This window comes from Paenibacillus canaveralius, from assembly GCF_047238265.1.
Lineage (GTDB): Bacteria > Bacillota > Bacilli > Paenibacillales > NBRC-103111 > Paenibacillus_F.
Map to the genome: position 1 here is coordinate 3164448 of NZ_JBDFMM010000001.1, position 17653 is coordinate 3182100.

The 17653-nt window shown below is 50.2% G+C and carries 14 protein-coding genes; 3 read left to right on the forward strand and 11 right to left on the reverse strand.

The features are described 5' to 3' along the window. Positions 1 to 20: 20 nt before the first annotated feature. The 3 genes from ABC395_RS14275 to ABC395_RS14285 all read right to left on the reverse strand — a co-directional run bounded on the left by ABC395_RS14275 (position 21) and on the right by ABC395_RS14285 (position 2603). Positions 21 to 611 carry a TetR/AcrR family transcriptional regulator gene (locus ABC395_RS14275; RefSeq protein ID WP_413004024.1) on the reverse strand — a complete coding sequence of 197 codons (591 nt, stop codon included), beginning with the start codon at positions 609 to 611 and terminating at the stop codon, positions 21 to 23. Further along, positions 611 to 1369, reverse strand: a complete 759-nt coding sequence (locus ABC395_RS14280) for an alpha/beta fold hydrolase (protein WP_413004025.1) — start codon at positions 1367 to 1369, stop codon at positions 611 to 613. Before ABC395_RS14280 ends, ABC395_RS14275 begins: the two co-directional genes overlap by 1 nt. 364 nt (positions 1370 to 1733) lie before the next feature. Beyond that, positions 1734 to 2603: an aminoglycoside 6-adenylyltransferase gene (locus ABC395_RS14285; RefSeq protein WP_413004027.1), complete on the reverse strand. Its 870-nt coding sequence runs from the start codon at positions 2601 to 2603 to the stop codon at positions 1734 to 1736. A gap of 469 nt (positions 2604 to 3072) precedes the next feature. Between ABC395_RS14285 and ABC395_RS14290 the strand changes: the two genes are divergently transcribed. Together ABC395_RS14290 and ABC395_RS14295 are read left to right on the forward strand one after the other, a co-directional pair. Further along, positions 3073 to 3891 (forward strand): MerR family transcriptional regulator, encoded by an 819-nt coding sequence (locus tag ABC395_RS14290; protein ID WP_413004028.1) that lies wholly within the window; start codon positions 3073 to 3075, stop codon positions 3889 to 3891. A 21-nt stretch (positions 3892 to 3912) separates the two neighbouring features. Then, a complete protein-coding gene (locus ABC395_RS14295; protein ID WP_413004030.1) occupies positions 3913 to 5094 on the forward strand; it encodes an MFS transporter in 1182 nt (393 codons plus the stop codon). A 368-nt stretch (positions 5095 to 5462) separates the two neighbouring features. Here ABC395_RS14295 and ABC395_RS14300 read toward each other — a convergent pair whose 3' ends face one another. Next, complete coding sequence (locus ABC395_RS14300; RefSeq protein ID WP_413004032.1) at positions 5463 to 6899, reverse strand: FAD-dependent oxidoreductase; 1437 nt, start codon at positions 6897 to 6899, stop codon at positions 5463 to 5465. 539 nt (positions 6900 to 7438) lie between these two features. Between ABC395_RS14300 and ABC395_RS14305 the strand changes: the two genes are divergently transcribed. Next, positions 7439 to 7837, forward strand: coding sequence for a RidA family protein (locus ABC395_RS14305; RefSeq protein ID WP_413004034.1), 399 nt, complete (start codon positions 7439 to 7441; stop codon positions 7835 to 7837). A 130-nt stretch (positions 7838 to 7967) separates the two neighbouring features. Here ABC395_RS14305 and ABC395_RS14310 read toward each other — a convergent pair whose 3' ends face one another. The 7 genes from ABC395_RS14310 to ABC395_RS14340 all read right to left on the reverse strand — a co-directional run bounded on the left by ABC395_RS14310 (position 7968) and on the right by ABC395_RS14340 (position 17590). Next, a complete protein-coding gene (locus ABC395_RS14310) occupies positions 7968 to 9680 on the reverse strand; it encodes an ABC transporter ATP-binding protein (RefSeq protein ID WP_413004036.1) in 1713 nt (570 codons plus the stop codon). Between the two features lie 493 nt (positions 9681 to 10173). Continuing rightward, positions 10174 to 11202 carry a response regulator transcription factor gene (locus ABC395_RS14315; protein WP_413004038.1) on the reverse strand — a complete coding sequence of 343 codons (1029 nt, stop codon included), beginning with the start codon at positions 11200 to 11202 and terminating at the stop codon, positions 10174 to 10176. Positions 11203 to 11366: 164 nt separating this feature from the next. Next, positions 11367 to 12692, reverse strand: coding sequence for an ABC transporter substrate-binding protein (locus tag ABC395_RS14320; RefSeq protein WP_413004040.1), 1326 nt, complete (start codon positions 12690 to 12692; stop codon positions 11367 to 11369). 180 nt (positions 12693 to 12872) lie between these two features. Beyond that, the gene (locus ABC395_RS14325) at positions 12873 to 14027 is read right to left on the reverse strand and encodes a hypothetical protein (protein ID WP_413004041.1); all 1155 of its coding nucleotides are present in this window, start codon (positions 14025 to 14027) and stop codon (positions 12873 to 12875) included. Beyond that, entirely contained in the window at positions 14020 to 15489 is a 1470-nt protein-coding gene (locus ABC395_RS14330; RefSeq protein WP_413006751.1) for a sensor histidine kinase, read from the reverse strand. Before ABC395_RS14330 ends, ABC395_RS14325 begins: the two co-directional genes overlap by 8 nt. 10 nt (positions 15490 to 15499) lie before the next feature. Continuing rightward, positions 15500 to 16195 carry a response regulator transcription factor gene (locus tag ABC395_RS14335; RefSeq protein ID WP_413004043.1) on the reverse strand — a complete coding sequence of 232 codons (696 nt, stop codon included), beginning with the start codon at positions 16193 to 16195 and terminating at the stop codon, positions 15500 to 15502. A 174-nt stretch (positions 16196 to 16369) separates the two neighbouring features. Continuing rightward, complete coding sequence (locus ABC395_RS14340; RefSeq protein WP_413004045.1) at positions 16370 to 17590, reverse strand: MFS transporter; 1221 nt, start codon at positions 17588 to 17590, stop codon at positions 16370 to 16372. Positions 17591 to 17653 lie beyond the last annotated feature (63 nt).

The window sequence follows — 17653 nt, forward strand, 5'->3', positions numbered from 1 at the left end:
CTAATGCTCCTCTCGAATAATTACTCGGTTACACAAAAATCACGATACAGCTGCTCTTTCACCTGGCGGACGGGATAATGCTCGGGATAAGTCGAGATCATCAAGGAAATCCCGTGGATGGCCGAAGAGAAATGAAGAGATCTAATTTCCGGGTCCGAAACCCCAAGCTTCCGGAACATCTCACATTGGAGCCGAAACTGCCGGGCCATCTCCTCGTTGAGCAGGCGGCTGTACCGGGAAAGCAGCAGATCTTCTTCGGGCTGCGTCTGCAAATGCAGATAAAACCGGTAAATTTTAGGGTTTTGCTGCACATTGTCAATAGCGCCGTCGATGATATGTTTCAACTGCCCGGACGGTGTATCGAGAGAGGCCGCTTTTAGCATGACGTCTTCGATTTCTTCTATCCGGCTTTGTACCATATCGCCGAGAAGTTCTTCTTTTCCTTTATAGTAATTGTATAAAAGGCCTTTGGAAACCCCTGCCCTCTGCGCGATATCGGCGATAGAAGCGTTGTAATAGCCTTTTTCGATAAAAATCTGCATGGCCGAAGCACGGATGTTTTGTTTGGCAAGCTGCCGGATCCGCTCGTTTTCTTCTTTAGTGCGCGGCATCAGACTAGATCCTTCAGGAACTGTCCGATAAAACCTGCGATTTCCGCGGGATGAGTTAATGTCAGCATATGGTCGGCACCCTCGATCCTGATGTGTTTAAAGGAAGGCACACGCTGATACTCCTCCGCGACGCGGTCCATATCTTCCCATTCCACCGTTCCTTGAATGAACAAAGTATCCGCGGAAATCTTCTCTAATCGCTCGATTGCGGGAGGCTGCGGCCAGTTCACTTCGAAACTTTTCCATTCCGTAAACACTTTTCGCATATAGTCGGTGTGCATCTCGATCAGAAAATCCCGCTGCGGGCTTGCCATTGTAACCCGGTAATTAGGACCCGACAAGGAGTAGTCGATCATTTTGCCGAGGTCGGGGGCAAAAGAGTTCACGGCGGCCATCCACTGCGTAAATGCCTCCGAGTAAGGAAATCCGGTAAGCGACGGGGCCAGCAGGACAAGCCGGCTCACCATAGAAGGATAGGACAACGCGAATTCCGCTGCCGCCTGCCCGCCCATGGAATGACCCACCAGAACCGCCTGACGGATATTCAGATGCTGAAGCAGACGCCTAAGATCCTCGACCAAATCGGCCGGAGCGGTCAAAGCCGGAGACTTCCCGGTCCCCCGTCCGTCAAATGTGATCACCTGGAACGACCGCGCCAAAATCGGAGCGATAAATTTCCATTCGCGAGAATCTACACCGGGACTGTGGATGAGCACGACCGGAACGCCCTCACCTGCTACTTCATAATACAGATCCATGTCAACAGACTCCTTTCACCATCTAAAATATTCCAAATTCATACGTTTATTTTATTATTGAATGAACGTACAGTCAATATAAAATAAATAACGGCAGCCGTTTATTTGCAGATCCGCCGCAGTCTTACTTTCGGGAAGGCGTTTCGGAAGAAGCTCAAGAACGTTTCGTTCGACTGGCGGTGAGCCTTGACACTGATCGTATAAAAACAACGGATGATTTGCCTCATCCCGACACGCCGTTAAACACCGTTGTTTTTCTTTTCGGAATACGGATATAAATACGGGATAGGCCGCCCTCTTCCGCTTTCAACGTAACAAAAAGACCCTGACAGCTATGTGTCAGGGCTCTTTTCGTTATCAAATTTCAGTACATATCCCGTGCGTCGGGTGCAAGGAGTTGAACGTCCCGCACATATCGTTTAATATTCTCCGCTTCATCCGCAGGATACGCGTATCCGAATTCAGCCGCCACTTGAAGGGCAACCGGCTCGAATAGCTCTCCCATAACGTACAAAGCGTGCCATACCCGCTCATAACTTCCGTTTTCATAGGTGGACAGCAGCTTGTTCCAAGATTTTTCATCCATGTAGCGATTTAGAAATTTGCCGTTCTTCCCGATACTGAGCGAGAAACCGGTGTCTATCCCGACCTTCCATTCCAGCATTTTGAGCAGCATCGCCCTGACCAGGTTCATGTGATCGATCGCATACAAAATTTCCTGTCTCCAGAGTCCTTTGGCGACATAGGTAGATACCCACCAGAATTCGTTGCAGCAATCGGCGTAACGTTGGGCGTCGGGCCGCTGAACCCAGTAGTCTTCATCCGTCGGAGGCGGTATTTCCGGCAAATCGTTGTCCTTGTCGAGCAGGATTACCGTCAGCTTGTCTTCCCGGCAGTACTCCTCTTTCTCTTCAAGTGGAATAAGCACCATGTCTATGCGGTTGCCGTCTTCAAATAACATGAGGTAGGAAAAGCGGTTTCCCAGGTCGTTAGGAAACAAAGCCATATCTTCCGGCGTCTGCATTATCAGCCGTTCTCCGAACACATTCACCCAATCGGGATCGTTTATAAAAGATTCCATTTCCGTGACGACATAGACGATATCATAGTCCCTGAAAATGTCTTTGGGAACATTCGGATTCGTCCTTGAACCGTTCAACCCGACCGCTCTTACACGGCTGTCCTTCTTTGCCACATCTAATACCAGATCAAACATTTCTTGTTCCGAACGCATGGATCGGCACCTCCCGGGTTTTCATATTCAAATTGTGAAATGAAGACGTCTCAAGGAGGTCCCCGGATTAACGGTAAATCGAGTTATGTAAAATGTTCCGCGAACGTCATCAGCTTGTCCTCCCCGCAAATTTTTTGTATAGCCATTGGGCCGTTTAAGCCCGTTACGCTGCGTATGTAAGTAACGTCTACCTTGCTTGAGTCAGTTCCTTCCGGTTTTGATTTATACTATCTAATAAATTTTACCATATTCGTGAGACAGACGGAAATTTTCCGGTTGTGATAGGAAAAGACACGAAGATCTGCCTTGACAGTGGAGAGATCGAGCTCTATATGTTAGAAAGAATTCGGAAGAAAGTTTCTGCGTTCGAATGCGCCGCAGTCGTAAAACGATGACAAGAAAGGCACTTGACTTTCCCCTGCACGGGAAACTATATACTTTCATTAAGGCATAGATTGGAGATGATCGTTTGTTTAAAATCAGTGAGTTTTCCAGAATAAGCAAGGTCTCGTTAAAAACTCTGCGCTATTATGACCAGATTGGCCTATTAAAGCCGATAAAGGTCGATCACGATACCGGCTATCGTTACTATTCAGCAGAGCAGCTTCTTGAACTGAACCGGATCTTCCTCTATAAGGAATTAGGGTTCACCCTGCCGCAAATTATACAGCTGCTTCGTGAAGATATTACACCGGATCATATTCAAGGGATGTTTAAGCTGAAAAAAAGTGAAACCCAGCAGATCATTGAAAGCGAACAAGCCAAGCTCGCCCGGATCGAGGAGCGTATGCGGCTTATAGAAAGACAGGGGCAAGCGGAAACGAAACAAGAAATCAGGATCAAGGCAGTAGAGGCCCAATCGTTTCTATTTTTGAAAGCACGCGGAAAAGAAGAAGACATCCCAGAGCTGTTTCGTACATTTAATCAATTATTAACAAAAGAAACTCGTCATTTGGCTCAAAGTCCCCAGGTCGTTTTATGGAAAGAAACGGAAGAAAAAGACGATGAGTTCGAATTTGAAGTCGGTTATTTTTTAACGCGGGAGCTTATGCTATCACTGGATGTATTCCAACTGCGGACTCTTCCTCCTGAGCCGATGATGGCCACCATGACGTTTCGTTCGGACTCTGCCTTTGCTTGTACGGCCTGTGTTGATTTAGCCAAATGGATTGAGAAAAATAACTATGCGATCAAAGAAAACGAACCCGGCCGGGAGATATATTTACCGTTATCAACAAAGCAGGATGCACAATTAATGGAACTACAAATTCCGATACTAAAAAGATAACCGGAGATGGAGTGGGTTTAATTGAAAAATAACCTGATCGTTTATATATTGGCACTTGTTGTCTTTCTGATCGGAACCATTGAATACATTATAACGGGCATCATTGAAATGATCGCCGCGGACCTGGGAGTATCTACTTCCGAAGCCGGGCTGCTAGTGACTGTTTTTGCTCTCGCAGCGGCTATTATCGCTCCCATTATGATTGCTTTAACGATAAATGCGGATCGCAAGAAGCTGCTCCTGACTGCCCTTAGTGTTTTTATTGCCAGCCACGGACTTATATTTCTGAACCTGTCCTATGAAACAGTCATTTGGGTGCGAATTATTCAAGGAGCTAGCGGAGGAATCGCTACGGTAGTGGCCATGGCAGTAGCGGCCCGACTCGTCGAAAAAGAAAGAAGAGGCAGGGCTATCGGGATTATTTTGATGGGGCTCAGCAGTTCGCTGGTGCTGGGTGTTCCGATTGGCACCTTTTTTAGCGAGATGTTCGGATGGAAAGTTTTATTTGGTTGGATCGGCCTATTAAGCGTTCTGCCGTTGCTTATCATCTATAAGAAGGTTCCGGCCATAAAAGAAGAAGAAAAGGTTACCCTCAGAATGCAGCTCTCCATTTTAAAACATCCGAAAATTGTGACTGCCTTGGCTATTACTCTCTTGTATATCGGCGGCTATTCTACCCTATTCACTTATATGACGCCCTTCTTGCAGGCCGCGTCCTCTCTTACCATAACCGAAATCAGCGGGATTCTATTCCTGGCGGGCATTTGCAGCTTCGTCGGATCCAGAGTAGGCGGTCAATTGGCAGATGCGAAGGGATCGAAGTTCACGATTTGTCTCGGTCTCCTGTTACAAGGGGCAGCTCTCCTTTTATTCGCTCTGGCCAGTGTCAATCTCTTTATGCTGATCTTGGTCTTAATGATTTTTATGTTGGCAACTTGGAGTATTTCCCCTGCCCAACAGCTGTATCTGGTTACTCTGGCACCTCAAAAACCGGACATTGCGCTCAGCGTAAATACTTCCTTCATCCAATTCGGGTTTGCACTGGGATCGGGATTAGGCGGGTTTATCATCAGCCGTACACATGTGCTGTATTTAAATTGGCCGGGTCTTGCCGCTGTAAGTGCAGCCTTGATTCTTGCGATCCTGCTATTTCAAAAAACGGGCAGCCCGATTGGAACCCCTGTTGTTACTAAAGAAAATTGAAGAGAATGTCGGAAAAGTGACCGAATAAGTGCCCCCCATAATCTTCAACATCCAAACATAGTAAAAAACGCGCAAACATTCGAAAATCCTTGTGTTAAGTGAATTTTAGCTGTTTATCCCCGAGTGATCGAACGCTGATCTCACTCTGCCGGTGTAGGGACCAGCGGTCGATTTCAAATTTTCAACTCCATCTGATAAAATACGGATCTATACAAGAACCCCTGCCTTTAAGGCAGGGGTTCTGTCTTTTATCAGACTTAGGAACAGCCTGCGTCATAGAACGCCAGGCCCGGCGCCGGGAGTCTTGCACAGTGCGGAACGCTCCCGGCACCGATGCGGAAGTCTTTTGTCTTTGCATCTTAGCCCGTTTAAGCGACTCCGTATTTCTCGGGAGTCCGGGCATCGGTACGTGCGCCGTCGGGTTTCGACCGTTCCGGCTCTCTTGCAGCATCCGCCGCTTCATTGAGCCGTTTCATAGCTGCCAGACCTGCGGTGTTGAGCAGATTCCACGGTTTGTTGTAGTGCGGCTGGAAGAAGAAATCCACAAAAGCAAGTTCCTGCACGGTCATCCGGTTCTGGATACAAACCGACAGCGTATTGACGGCCTGGGTCATATCCGCTTTCGACATGACCTGCGCCCCGACCAGGCGGCCTCCTTCCGCTTCGAATACCAGCTTCAGCATCACATCGTCATAGGTCGGCATAAATTCCGGCCGGTTGTTCTCATGGACGAGGACAGTCTCCGTATTCATGCCTGCCGCAGCCGCGGCCGCTTCGGTAAGACCCGTCGAAGCGATATTCCAGTCGAACAGCTTGATGGCCGATGTTCCCTGGGTACCCTGATAACGGACGGCCGGTTTCAACAGGTTCAGGCCGGCCAGGGTTCCCATGCGCACCGCATTCGTGGCCAGCGGGATATAGGCGGCTTCGCCCGTCGGATTATACCGGACGGCGCAGCTGTCACCGGCGGCCAGCACGTCGGGATGGCTCGTGCGCATATAATCGTCCACGAGGATAGCTCCGCCCGGCATCATATCGACCTGGCCTTTGAGCAGATCCGTACCGGGTCGGAAGCCGATGCACAGCACGACCATGTCGGTCCCGAAAGTGCCGTCGGTTGTCACGACCTCGCAGACTTTGCCGTCCGTGCCCCGGAATCCTTCGACGGTCCGTCCGAGTGCGAGCCGCACTCCCCGTTCCCTAAGCTCGTTGTCAGCGACTGCTGTGAATTCGGGGTCCAGGTACTTGGCCATGACGCGGTCCATGTTGTCGATAAGCGTCACGTCTTTGCCCAGATCACGGAATGCTTCGACGAGTTCGATGCCGATATAACCCGCTCCGATTACCGTGATCCGTTTTGCGTCCGCTGCCCGGGCGATGATTTCACGGGCATGGCCGTAGTTTTTACACAGCTGGATGTTCTCCAGCCCGATGCCTTCCATCCGCGGAATGACCGGCCACGAGCCTGTCGTCACGACCAGCTTATCGTAGGTGTCACCGAACTCTTCCCCGCTCTCCAGGTTGCGGGCCCGGAGCGTTTTGGCCCGGACATCGACTTCAAGTACTTCATGGCGCATCTTCGTAACGACTCCGAGCCGGGCAAGCTCTTCCGGGCTGCTGTAGAAAAGCCCCTTCGCATCTCCGATCACTCCGCCGACATGAAGCGCGATCCCGCACGACAGGAACGAAATGTTATCGTTACGTTCGTAAACCGTGATTTCAGCGTCGGGATATTGTGCGGCAATGCTTTTAACAGCGGCGGTTCCTGCGTGAGTGCATCCGATTACGGCAACTTTGAATGTCATGATGATAGCCTCCCGAATTTTATTAGTGAATTTATTCACATACTTAGTTAAAAAAAGAGCTGTTGGCGATTAACCATAGCGTATAAAGGAGAAAATACTGACCAGATATTGTCTGTGAAATAAATCACAATGTCTTATGGCTTTATCTTACACCTTAGCTTCAAAGGATGCAAGAGGTATTTGTGCCTTTGTAAAATCCCGCAAAACAACCGGCAAAAAAGGAGTCAATGATAAAAAATGGCAAATGAAGCTGCCCTCTCAATCATAGGTAATCTAACTTGCGGCCGCACAAACATTTTTGAGCGTTCACAAATTTTGACACCCCCAAGGATTTAGTCTACAATCTATGCAAAATCTTCTTCGCATTTAGAAAGAAAGGGGTATCCGTCCATGAAGAAAAAGTCTTTGGGTTTTCTGTCCGCCGGTTACGGATACTCTACTGCCGTTTTTTTCTAATCCTTGTTTTTACGGGTGAAGTATGCCCAAAAATGCGGTTAGCGAAGACAGCAGAAAAATTCTAGAATGCGAGGTCTTTTAAAATGGAAAATTCCAGAATCATCAGAAAAAATCCGGCAGGTATGCACAGCCCCGTAGGCCACTACACTCATCTCACTAAAATTCCAAGAAATGCGGAATTGTATGTGACTTCCGGCCAAATCGGAGCGGATCCAGACGGAAAAATTCCCGATAGCCTGAACGAACAAATCCGCCTTACTTTCGAGAATATCCATGCCCTCCTCCACTCCGAGGAATTGACGTCCGAACATATTATTAAAGTGAATATATGGGCTACCCAAAAAATAGACTGGGATTTTCTGGATGAGAAATGGACTGAATTGTTCGGCGGGAGCTATCCGGCCATGACGGTAGCTTATATTACCGAATTGGGATTGCCCGAACTAAAAATTGAAATTGAACTGTGGGCGGCTAAAGTCTAACCCCCTGCACCTCATCTCCCTCACGTCCATGCTTATGGCACGGGGGTTTTGTCGCTCCATTTCGTAAAATAAAAAGACCGCGGTTATCGCGGTCTTTTGCGTGTGAATTCTGCGGCTTTGCCGGTAAGTTTCAAGTGAACTGCATCCTATGGAGTTCTTTATACCTTCCGTTCCGGCGAAGAAGAACATCATGCTTTCCGTATTCCACAACTTCTCCATGCTCCAGAACGACAATCTGATCGGCATTCTGAATCGTGGATAGCCGGTGGGCAATGACCAGACAAGTTCGGCCGGGAAGAAGGCGTGACAGCGCCTGTTGGATTTTCTGCTCGGATTCCGTATCCAGGGCGGCCGTCGCTTCATCGAGAATGATCAAACGGGGATCTTTCAGGAAGGCTCTGGCGATAGACAGCCGCTGTTTCTGTCCGCCGGACAGTTTGACGCCTCTTTCCCCTATCGGAGTGTCATAGCCTTGCGGCAAAGCGGTTATAAACTCGTGCGCGTTCGCGGCTTTCGCGGCCGCTTCGATTTGTGTGTCCGATGCGGCAGGCTGTCCGTAGGCGATATTTTCACGGATCGTGCCGTTCAGCAGAATGACTTCCTGCGATACGATTCCCAGCTGGCTTCGCAGAGACTGCTGTGTGACCGCCTTCAGCGGATAGCCGTCGATGTAGATATCTCCACGCTGCACGTCGTACATTCGGGCGATGAGGTCCGCAATGGTGGATTTACCGGAGCCAGACGAACCGATCAGAGCCGTCGTCTCGTTACCGCGAAGCTTCAAAAAGAAGTTTTCCAGCACAGGCTGCCCTTCGTCATAAGCGAAATCAACGTCATAGAAAACGATCTCGCCCTTAACCGGCGGCAGCACAATCGCGCCTTCCTGATCGCGGACTTCCGGAACCGCAGCCAGAATATCCTGGATACGTTCGAAGGCCGCTGCCGATTGCTGGATTTTCGTAACCAGCCTGCTGAAGGAACGGATAGGCGCCTGCAGCAGGCGCAGGTAAGCGAGATACGCGACGACCTCCCCCACAGTCAGGCTGCCCTGCATCGTCTGCCAGGCGCCGAACAGAAGAACGAGCGTCATTCCTATAGTATTGAGCCAATCGGTCAGCGGTGAAAAGAGCGCCGAAAGCCGCGATGCCGAAACCGTGGCGATCCGGTTCCGGTCGCTCAGCTTCACGAACTGCTTTTCTTCGTTTTCTTCGCCCGCGAATGATTTGATCATGCGGATACCGGATAGGGTATCCTGCAGGAAGTTGTTCAGCTCGGCAGAGATTTGACGCACCCGTCTATAAGCGCTTTTAATCCGCAAGCTGAAAAAACGGGACGATAGGAATAGAAAAGGCAGGGTCGCAACCGTCAAAAGCGCCAGCTGCCAATCCACATAAAACAGATAGCCGCATATCGCGGCGAAAGTGACAAAATCGGCAAGAATGGATAGACTCTCGGCTGAAACCAGTTCCTGAAGCTGGTTAACGTCTCCGGTCAATCTCGCCATAAGATCCCCAGTCCTGCTGCGGTCAAAAAACTTTAAATCCAGCCTTATCGTATGGGTGTAAAGTTTGTTGCGCAGCCCGAGAATGGCCTTCTGGCTCACAATGGTCATTACGTAACTTGAAGTAAAATGGAGGAGTCCGAGTACGAAAGCCGTCAGAACAATCAGCCCGCCCGTTTCCAGCAGGGCGTCTGCCTTTTTGCCGGGAATGATGTCGTCGATAACGGTTTTTGTCAGCTGCGGAATGATAAATTCACAGAACGACATGAACAGGACGGCCAGTGCCCCGGTCAAAAGCAGGCCCCAATGGGCCTTTGTGTGTACAAACATCTCTTTGAGCATGACGCGTACGCTCATTATACAATGTGAAGGGTCCGGCCGGTCTGTTGTGTGCTGTCTTTCTTTCATGGAGATCACGTACCTTCAGCTATATTTAATTAGATTATCTAACTATAAAAGCGCAATTTTATCCACCTCTCTCCCTCTCACTCTTTTTTAGTTAGATAATCTAATCACATATCCAATATAGCTTATTGCTCCAAATATTGCAATTCCCGCAGGGCTTGGCCTCTCACCGGGCAGTGCTGCAACACGCGCTTGGGAATCGCGCGCGCTGCAATAGTTATACTGTTTACGGCCCTTTCTCCCGCTTGAAGAGAGCCGGCGGCTCCTCATCGAACAGTGTCCCGGTTCGGTCATTTCCACTTAATCTTTTCTTCCTGTGAGGCATTACCGGTAAATTTAAGCGTTTTAATTTACAAGCAGACATTTCCTGTATAATTTTGAATTCCGGCTTCTTCCTCGTTTGCTCCCCGGTCGTTTCCGCTAACCCCGCCTACACTAAACCGCCCTTCCGGTAATCCGAAGGCGTATAGCCCAGCTCTTTTTTAAAAGCGCGGATCAGGCTCGTTACATCGTTGTAACCGACCTCGCTGGCGATCTGGGGCATCGGCTTGTCGCTTTTGAGCAGCAGCTCCTGAGCCCTCTTTAACCGCAGCTGAGTGCGGTAAGCCATATAGGAGATGCCCGTTTTCAGCTTGAACAGATAGCTGAAGTAAGGCGCGGAATACCCCACCGACGAAGCCAGTTCTTCCAGGGTGATTTCTTTGTTGTAATGCTGCTGGATATATTTTTGCGCGTTATAGATCATGCGCTGGTTGTCCGTGTACGCCGCCAGTTTGACGGCATGCTGCATCGCTTTGAAATCGGCCGTGATCCAGTTCGTCAGGTCGGCGCCTGTTTGCCCGCGATAAGGCTGCAAGGAGCATTCGACCTCTCTCTCCAGCTTGGCCCCGGCGCTCTGCAGAAGGATGCGGTGAAACGCGTTATGCCACTTCACGCACAGATAAGGTGGCACCGCATGCAGCGAAGCCAGCCATTTGCGGCCCGCCGTCTCCTGAGCGGGACGGTTGTCCTGAAGCACCGCTTCAATCCAGGAATCCGCAAGCCCTCTCCATCTGTCCGATGTCTCGCCTATGGAATGAACCGTTTCCGGAAGCTCCTCCAGCGTCCTGCGCACGGAACACAGGAAACGGTCTTTGCTCAGCGGCTTCAACAGGTAATCTTTCACTCCGCACAGCAGCGCTTCTCTCACGTAATCGAATTTATCGTGCTCGGACACGATGATGCTGGGCGTGTATTTGAACTCTCCGGACAGCTGGCGGCACAGCTCCAAACCGGTCATATAAGGCATACTTACATCGGTGATAACGAGATCGGCCCCGTACTCGCGCATGATCCCGAGCGCCTCTTTCCCGTCGGAAGCCTCGAAAATACGATGAATCGGAAGTTTGGAACTCTCCAGCATATAACGCATCAGTTTAATCGTCGTTGATTCATCGTCAACCAGCAAGATTGTATACACCTTACGAATCCCCTTTTCCACAAGTTGTAGTATCCTGACGGACCCGTTAATAACCGTAGCTTAGCGCCATTATAGGCTCCCTGATCACGCAGACGCTATCATCAGAAGCTTGAATGAATCATTAAAATACGGAATGAGACGTCCCGGTCATGAAGCGCGGGCGGTTATTCATTAAGATAAGCGTTTATACGATTCTGAATCCGTTCGGCCGTTTCTTCCGCCGATTTCTGTCCGGTGAAAAACGCTTTGGTTTCCGTCAGCAGCGTATTCTCGACGACAAAGTTATTAACAGACACCGGATTGCTCAGCTCCAAAATCAGCCGTCTCTGATACTCGGCGTCCGCCGGGTTAACGTCCACGGTCATGCCTTCGTCGGGGCCGGCTTCGATCGTGACTCGGCCGGATTGCAGAAGTTGACCGAGCTGCTTTTCATATACGGCCTTGTTCAGCGGAAATCCGTCCAGCCCTTTGTAATCCTGCATCTCCTCGGACAGCATAAACTTGATAAATTCCCAGGCTTCCGTTTTCACAAGGGATTTCTCGTTTATGCCCAGAGTCTGAAAAGCCGTAAAAAATCCGCCCGGCTTCTGCCCCTCCTCAAGCGGAATCCGATATAGCCCCGGCTGCTTGTAAAAAGCCCGGGGAAAACTGAAAAATTCCTCGGGATTTTGAATATACGTGCTTTTGAAGGACGCGTCTCCCGCCTTGTCCGTAACGAGATTTCCGTCGAACAACGCCTTGGTCTCCTTCAGCAGCTTGATAAAAATAGCGCCAGCGAAATTCGCTTTTCTGTGAGGTTCATCCACAAAAGCCGAATAATCGGCTCTGACTCTTGCCGTCAGCAGGCTTTGAGGACTGGCGGCATACGCGGCCGGTGAACCGCTTTTTTTGAGGGTCCGGGCCATTCGGGCAAACTCATTCCAAGTCCATGTGGTATCGTCAATACGGGCGCCCGACTTCTTGACCGCCTCTTCGTCTCCGACCATGGTTTCCAGCATGAAACGCACCGGTATCCCGTAAAGGGCTCCATTTGTTTGGAGATTGTCCAAAATGTTGCCGAAGTACAGATCTTTCCGGAAGGAAGGGTCCTGATCCATAAAGCCGCTCAGATTAACGAGCCTACTTCCGCTCACGTATTTCCCTACGGGCAGCGGGTCCGTCACGAGTATGTCCGGGCCGTTACCGGAGAGCAAGTCCGTGTTCGCCGATTTGACGAACTTCTCCAGATCGCCTTCTTTCCAGTCGTCTTTGGTTTGGACGTACTTCAGCCGGATATCGACATCCCGGTGCTTTTCCTCGAATTTCTTCTCCGCCTCCTTAAACACGTCTTCGAGAAACAGCATGGAAACGACTACGGTTTTTTTGCCGGTCTTGTCCTTTATGCTTAAACTGCCGCCGGAACCGGGAGATTGCTTAAGCCCCCCTCCTCCGAAGGCGGCGGTCATCGCAAGAAGCAGCAGGATCGCGATCAGCCGCAGCGTCGTTTTCATTCCGCCTTCCTCCATAAGTTCACATGATTTGTACCGCCATTCTTAAAAGGTATTATCTCTAGTTATAAACCCGGCTTGTAAAAGAAAGCTCTCTAACTTGTAAACAAAATGTTTCCAACTTTGGAAAGCCGCGCCCTAACGAAAAAATCCCTGCACACCGCCTTGACGGAGACAGGGATTTTATTTGAATTCGATCACTAGCGGGGTTTGTTCCGCACCGCTTGCGGAAGACCCCAAACCGTAAGATTTCCAGCCCGTTATTAAAATCTTCTTGTTATCGGGACTCCAGTCCATCTGAGACAGCACGAGGCCCTTATACACCAATTTCTCCTTGATCATGTTGTTCCCTTGCAGCTTTGCGACATAAAGAGATTCTTCGTCTTTGGTATAGGCGATATATTTCTTGTCGCCGGACAGGCGGAAAGTGCTGATCCCCGCAGAAAGAGAAACCGTGCTCTCATCTCGCAAGTCGTAAAGCATCAATGTATTTTTGGCATCCAGGAAAATAATTTGACTGTCGTTCACATAATCGAACTGCCTCTCGCTCGCCGAATGTTCGAACTTCCGGGCCCACTTGTCCTCCGTTACGGCCCCGAGAGTAACATGCGAACCTTCCTCGCCTACCCTTCCCATCAGGGCCGTGTTTCCGTCGTCCGCGAATTTAACCGAAATCACCGTATATTTGGTATAGCGTTTCAACGACCGTGGAGCGGGCGCTTCGCTGTTTTCCTGCCACCTCGGCAGAGGGATTTCCTGCGAAGACCGGTTCATCATGTCGTATACGACGACCGACTCGGTCCCGTACTCCTTGCTTTTTACCGTAAAAGACAAGTATCGGCTGTTGCCGGACCAGGACATGGGACTTGTAATCGCTTTCCCGAAATCCGGTACCGCAAGGTCAAAGCTTTGCGCCGTGCTTACATCGAGCATAAACAAGGTCTCCCTTGTACCGGACTGCCCCATATAGGCCATATACTTTCCGTCGGGAGAAACTTTGCCGGCCGCCGTATTGCCCGCAAGCCGGGTCAAGCTAACGGCGGACAGATTCCGGTAATCCACCGTTTGAATATCATGCTCTATCCCCTCATTCTTGTAGGAACCGAGCAGCATGCGGGATGACATCCACCCCCACAAATCCACCGACTTGTTGCCGGGCAAGGAAAGCTTATATATTTTGTTCGTTTCAAAATAATCGGTGCTGTCCTCTTCACTCTGCGCGTCTTCTACCGTATTTCCGATCACGACGGTTCTCGCCTTCGGCGAATCCGCGCAGCCCGCCAGCAGAGTTAAGACCACAAGCAGAAACGGCACGTTCCGCATGAGCCGTTTATTCATGGGCTTCCCCCTCTCCCGAAGCTTCGTAAGGCAGTTCGATGACGACCGTCGTTACTTCGCCGGCGCTGTTCATCCGTATCGTACCGCCCATTCCTTCCACAATCGCTTTGCTGATACTCAGGCCCAGACCGCAGCTGCCGGCTTCCCGTTCGGCCTGTCCGTTTACCCGGTAAAAAGGTTCGAAAATTTTAGACAAAGCCTCCGGCGGGATCGTATCTCCTTCGTTCTTCACCGAGATCACGACGCTCTCCGGCAGCTTCTCGGCTTTGACATGAACTTCCGACGGGGATCGGCCGTATTTAATCGCGTTGTCGATAATATTGATATAAACCTGCCTGATTTTATCGGGATCCGCGGTCAGAATCAGATTTTCATCGGCCTCGCAATGAACGGATTTGTTGTACCGCTGGGCTTTCAGCAGCATGCCGTCGCATACGTCGTGCAGAATTTGTCCCGCTTCGATCGTTTCCGTCTCGTCTTGTCCGCCGTTTTCCCGGGATAAGGTAAGCAGTTGAAGCACCATTTCGTGCAGACGCCTGCTTTCGTTTACGATATGATTCATCCCTTTGGCAAAAAAAGCTTCGTCCCGGCTGCCTACTTCCCGGATGAGCTCCGCGTACCCGATAATCGAAGTAAGGGGCGTTTTCAATTCATGCGTGACATTATCGAAAAATTGCTTGCGGTGGCGGTTAAGTTCCTCCAGCCGGTCACGGTCCTTTTTGATCCGCTGGATTTGTTTCTTGATCTGCACGATCATATTGCCGAAGTTGTGCGCAAGCTGCCCGATCTCGTCTTTTCTGCGGAAGCCGATCTTGATATTCAAGTTGCCGTTCGTCACTTCCGATGAGGCTCTTGTAAGCTTAATCAAGGGAATCGTAATGTTTCTGGACAGCAGATACGAAAAAACGAACGCCGCTACAAAAATAGCAATCGTTACGGAGGAGAACACATCCAGGATATGTTTTCTTTGTTCATACAATAAAGAAAAATCTTTGCCGAAACGCAGAATGCCTACATTTTTGCCCTCGACAATAACCGGATAGGCATAGAACACTTCCGCCTTCTCGTCCATGTAGTGAATCCGGTAGGCTGTTTTTCCGTCCAGCGCGTGCTGAAGATCCTCCGGGTCCGCGGACAAAAACCTTGCTTCATCCGAAGCGTAGATCAGTTCGCCTTCTATCGAATAAGCGCTTGTATCGCTGGAAGTGACATGGTTCAGATCCCGGACCATTTCCTCCGCCATCTGCCGGAAGTACATGTCGTCCGTGTTGAAATGATTGATCATAAACGCCTGTTTGACGTAAATGCTGCTGTTATTTTTGAGCTGAACCAAGTCCTGGGTAATGATTTTTTCATTGCTGGTTTCAATGATCCGGACGACAAAATGATGAAGCAGCAGAAAAGAAACGGAAAAGATCACGAACAGGCCGATCAGAAATTTGGCTCTGATGGTCGATAGCACACTTAACACACTAATCCACCTGTTTTTCAAATTTGTATCCCACCCCGAATACGGTCACGATCAGATCGCCCGCTCCCAGCTTTTTGCGCAGCCGCTGAATGTGAATATCGACCGTTCTCGTATCTCCCGTATAATCGTAGCCCCACACGAAATCCAGCAGTTCCGTCCGGGTAAATATCTTCCCCCTGTATTTGTACAGTGTGAGAAGAAGATCGAACTCTTTGGGAGTCAGATCGACAGCCTCGCCTCCGATGGTAACGATTCTCTCGTGCTCGACGATTTCGATGCCCCTGAACCGGATCACGGAGCCCGCCGGTTTTTCCGCCGGTACGTTTGCCTGGCTGACTCTTCTCAGCACCGTCCGGATGCGGACGGCTACCTCGCGCAAATCGAACGGTTTCGTGATATAATCGTCGGCCCCGTATTCAAGCCCCTGAATCTTGTCGGTAATATCCGATTTGGCTGTGATCATAATAATCGGAATATTATAGGAAGCCGTCACCTGCCTGCACACCTCCAGTCCGCTCAGATCCGGCAGCATCCAGTCGAGCAGAAGCAGATCGGGCCGCGCCTGGCCGATCTTGAGCAGTCCCTCCGCCGCCGAATGGGCCGTGAACGTTTCGAATCCTTCCCGGTTCAGCCCGTACGCAAGCAAATCCGCAATGGCTGCTTCATCTTCGATAATCAGTAGTCTGGTCTTCTCCATACCTTCACTCCGTTCCTAGATGAAATCGTAGCACAACCGATGCCGCCGTTACCAGAAACTAATTACCATTTATTTGCACCAAGCGGATAAAAAAAAGCCGCCCTTCCGCCCCGGGCGGACAGATGGCAGCTTTATTCCTGTAAAAATCTTCCGTCATCAGCTGAAACATTCCGCTTACCCCGTTTTTTTGACCTCCGGTGTCTCTTCCGGGTTAATTAGACAGGCTGCCGCCAAACCAATGCACAGTATCGCAGCGAGCAGAAGGAACGTAACGGGATAGCTGACGCTTTTCATCAAAGAGAGTGATATTACCGGACCGAAGCTCGTTCCCGCAAACAAAATAAACGTATAGACGGACACCGCGATTCCGCGCAGATCACCGCCCAACTGACCCACGAGCGACACGAGCGAAGGAACCGCCAGCGCGATGCCCGCCACGAATACGAGACTTACCGCCACGAGAACCGTCAGGTTGGAGATTAATCCCATCGCAGCCAATCCGGCTGCCGCCAGCGACAGGAATCCGCGCAGTGTCGGGAGCAGGCCGAAGCGTTTCGAAACACGTCCGGCAAACGGCGACAGAAGCATAGCCGCGATTCCGATGGACCGCACAACCAATATGCCTTGTTTATCCAGACTGAAGGAGGCGCTGCTTAAGTAACTGCCCAGAACCGTATACATGCTGACGAAAGACATCAGCAATACGAAAGCGACCACATAACTGAGCACAAGCTGTTTGCGGACAAAAACTTGCCCGATCTGTCTGATCGGTTCCCAAATATTCGCGTGAGCTTGCCGGATGCCTCCTTTCGGAAGAAAAGCATAAACCAGAACCGCAGTCAGCGCATAAACGCCGGCAAGCACATAGAAAACCGCATTCCATCCGGCCTGTTCGCTGATGAGACTGCTGACCACCTGCCCGGCAATGCCGGCTGTCAAAAATCCCGTGCTGATGAACCCGATCGTCGTCACGCGTTTTTCCGGCGGATACATTTCCACGGCATAGGCAAGAGCCACCGGGGAAAAAGTGGCCGCCGCCGCTCCCTGAAATCCTCTTAGAACCACGATCCACTCAAACGTATGAACCGTTCCTAACAGAAGCGAAATAAATGCCAGCACAAGGAGACCGGTAAAAATAACCTTTTTACGTCCGTATTTATCGGATAAAGCTCCATAAATCAGACACCCGAGTGCAAAACCGATCGAAAACGTGCTTCCCGCAGCGGCCGCCTCTGTCGGCGTAATGTCATACAACCGGGCAAAAACCGAAATCAGGGGAATCGTCACATACAGACTGGACATGACCACAAGACCGGACCAGCACAAAATCACGGTCATAAGGGAATAGTTTCTGCGCACGACAGAAGCATCCGTAAGTTGAGTCGGACTATTCATACTTCACCTCATGTATTAAAATTCGAAAAAGTAATTAGATTATCTAACTATATGACCAAAAAA

Coding starts and splice junctions, on each gene's coding strand:
- ABC395_RS14275 (WP_413004024.1), bottom strand. CDS start 611: ATGCCGCGCACTAAAGAAGAAAACGAGCGGATCCGGCAGCTTGCCAAA.
- ABC395_RS14280 (WP_413004025.1), bottom strand. CDS start 1,369: ATGGATCTGTATTATGAAGTAGCAGGTGAGGGCGTTCCGGTCGTGCTC.
- ABC395_RS14285 (WP_413004027.1), bottom strand. CDS start 2,603: ATGCGTTCGGAACAAGAAATGTTTGATCTGGTATTAGATGTGGCAAAG.
- ABC395_RS14300 (WP_413004032.1), bottom strand. CDS start 6,899: ATGACATTCAAAGTTGCCGTAATCGGATGCACTCACGCAGGAACCGCC.
- ABC395_RS14305 (WP_413004034.1), top strand. CDS start 7,439: ATGGAAAATTCCAGAATCATCAGAAAAAATCCGGCAGGTATGCACAGC.
- ABC395_RS14310 (WP_413004036.1), bottom strand. CDS start 9,680: ATGCTCAAAGAGATGTTTGTACACACAAAGGCCCATTGGGGCCTGCTT.
- ABC395_RS14320 (WP_413004040.1), bottom strand. CDS start 12,692: ATGAAAACGACGCTGCGGCTGATCGCGATCCTGCTGCTTCTTGCGATG.
- ABC395_RS14325 (WP_413004041.1), bottom strand. CDS start 14,027: ATGAATAAACGGCTCATGCGGAACGTGCCGTTTCTGCTTGTGGTCTTA.
- ABC395_RS14335 (WP_413004043.1), bottom strand. CDS start 16,195: ATGGAGAAGACCAGACTACTGATTATCGAAGATGAAGCAGCCATTGCG.
- ABC395_RS14340 (WP_413004045.1), bottom strand. CDS start 17,590: ATGAATAGTCCGACTCAACTTACGGATGCTTCTGTCGTGCGCAGAAAC.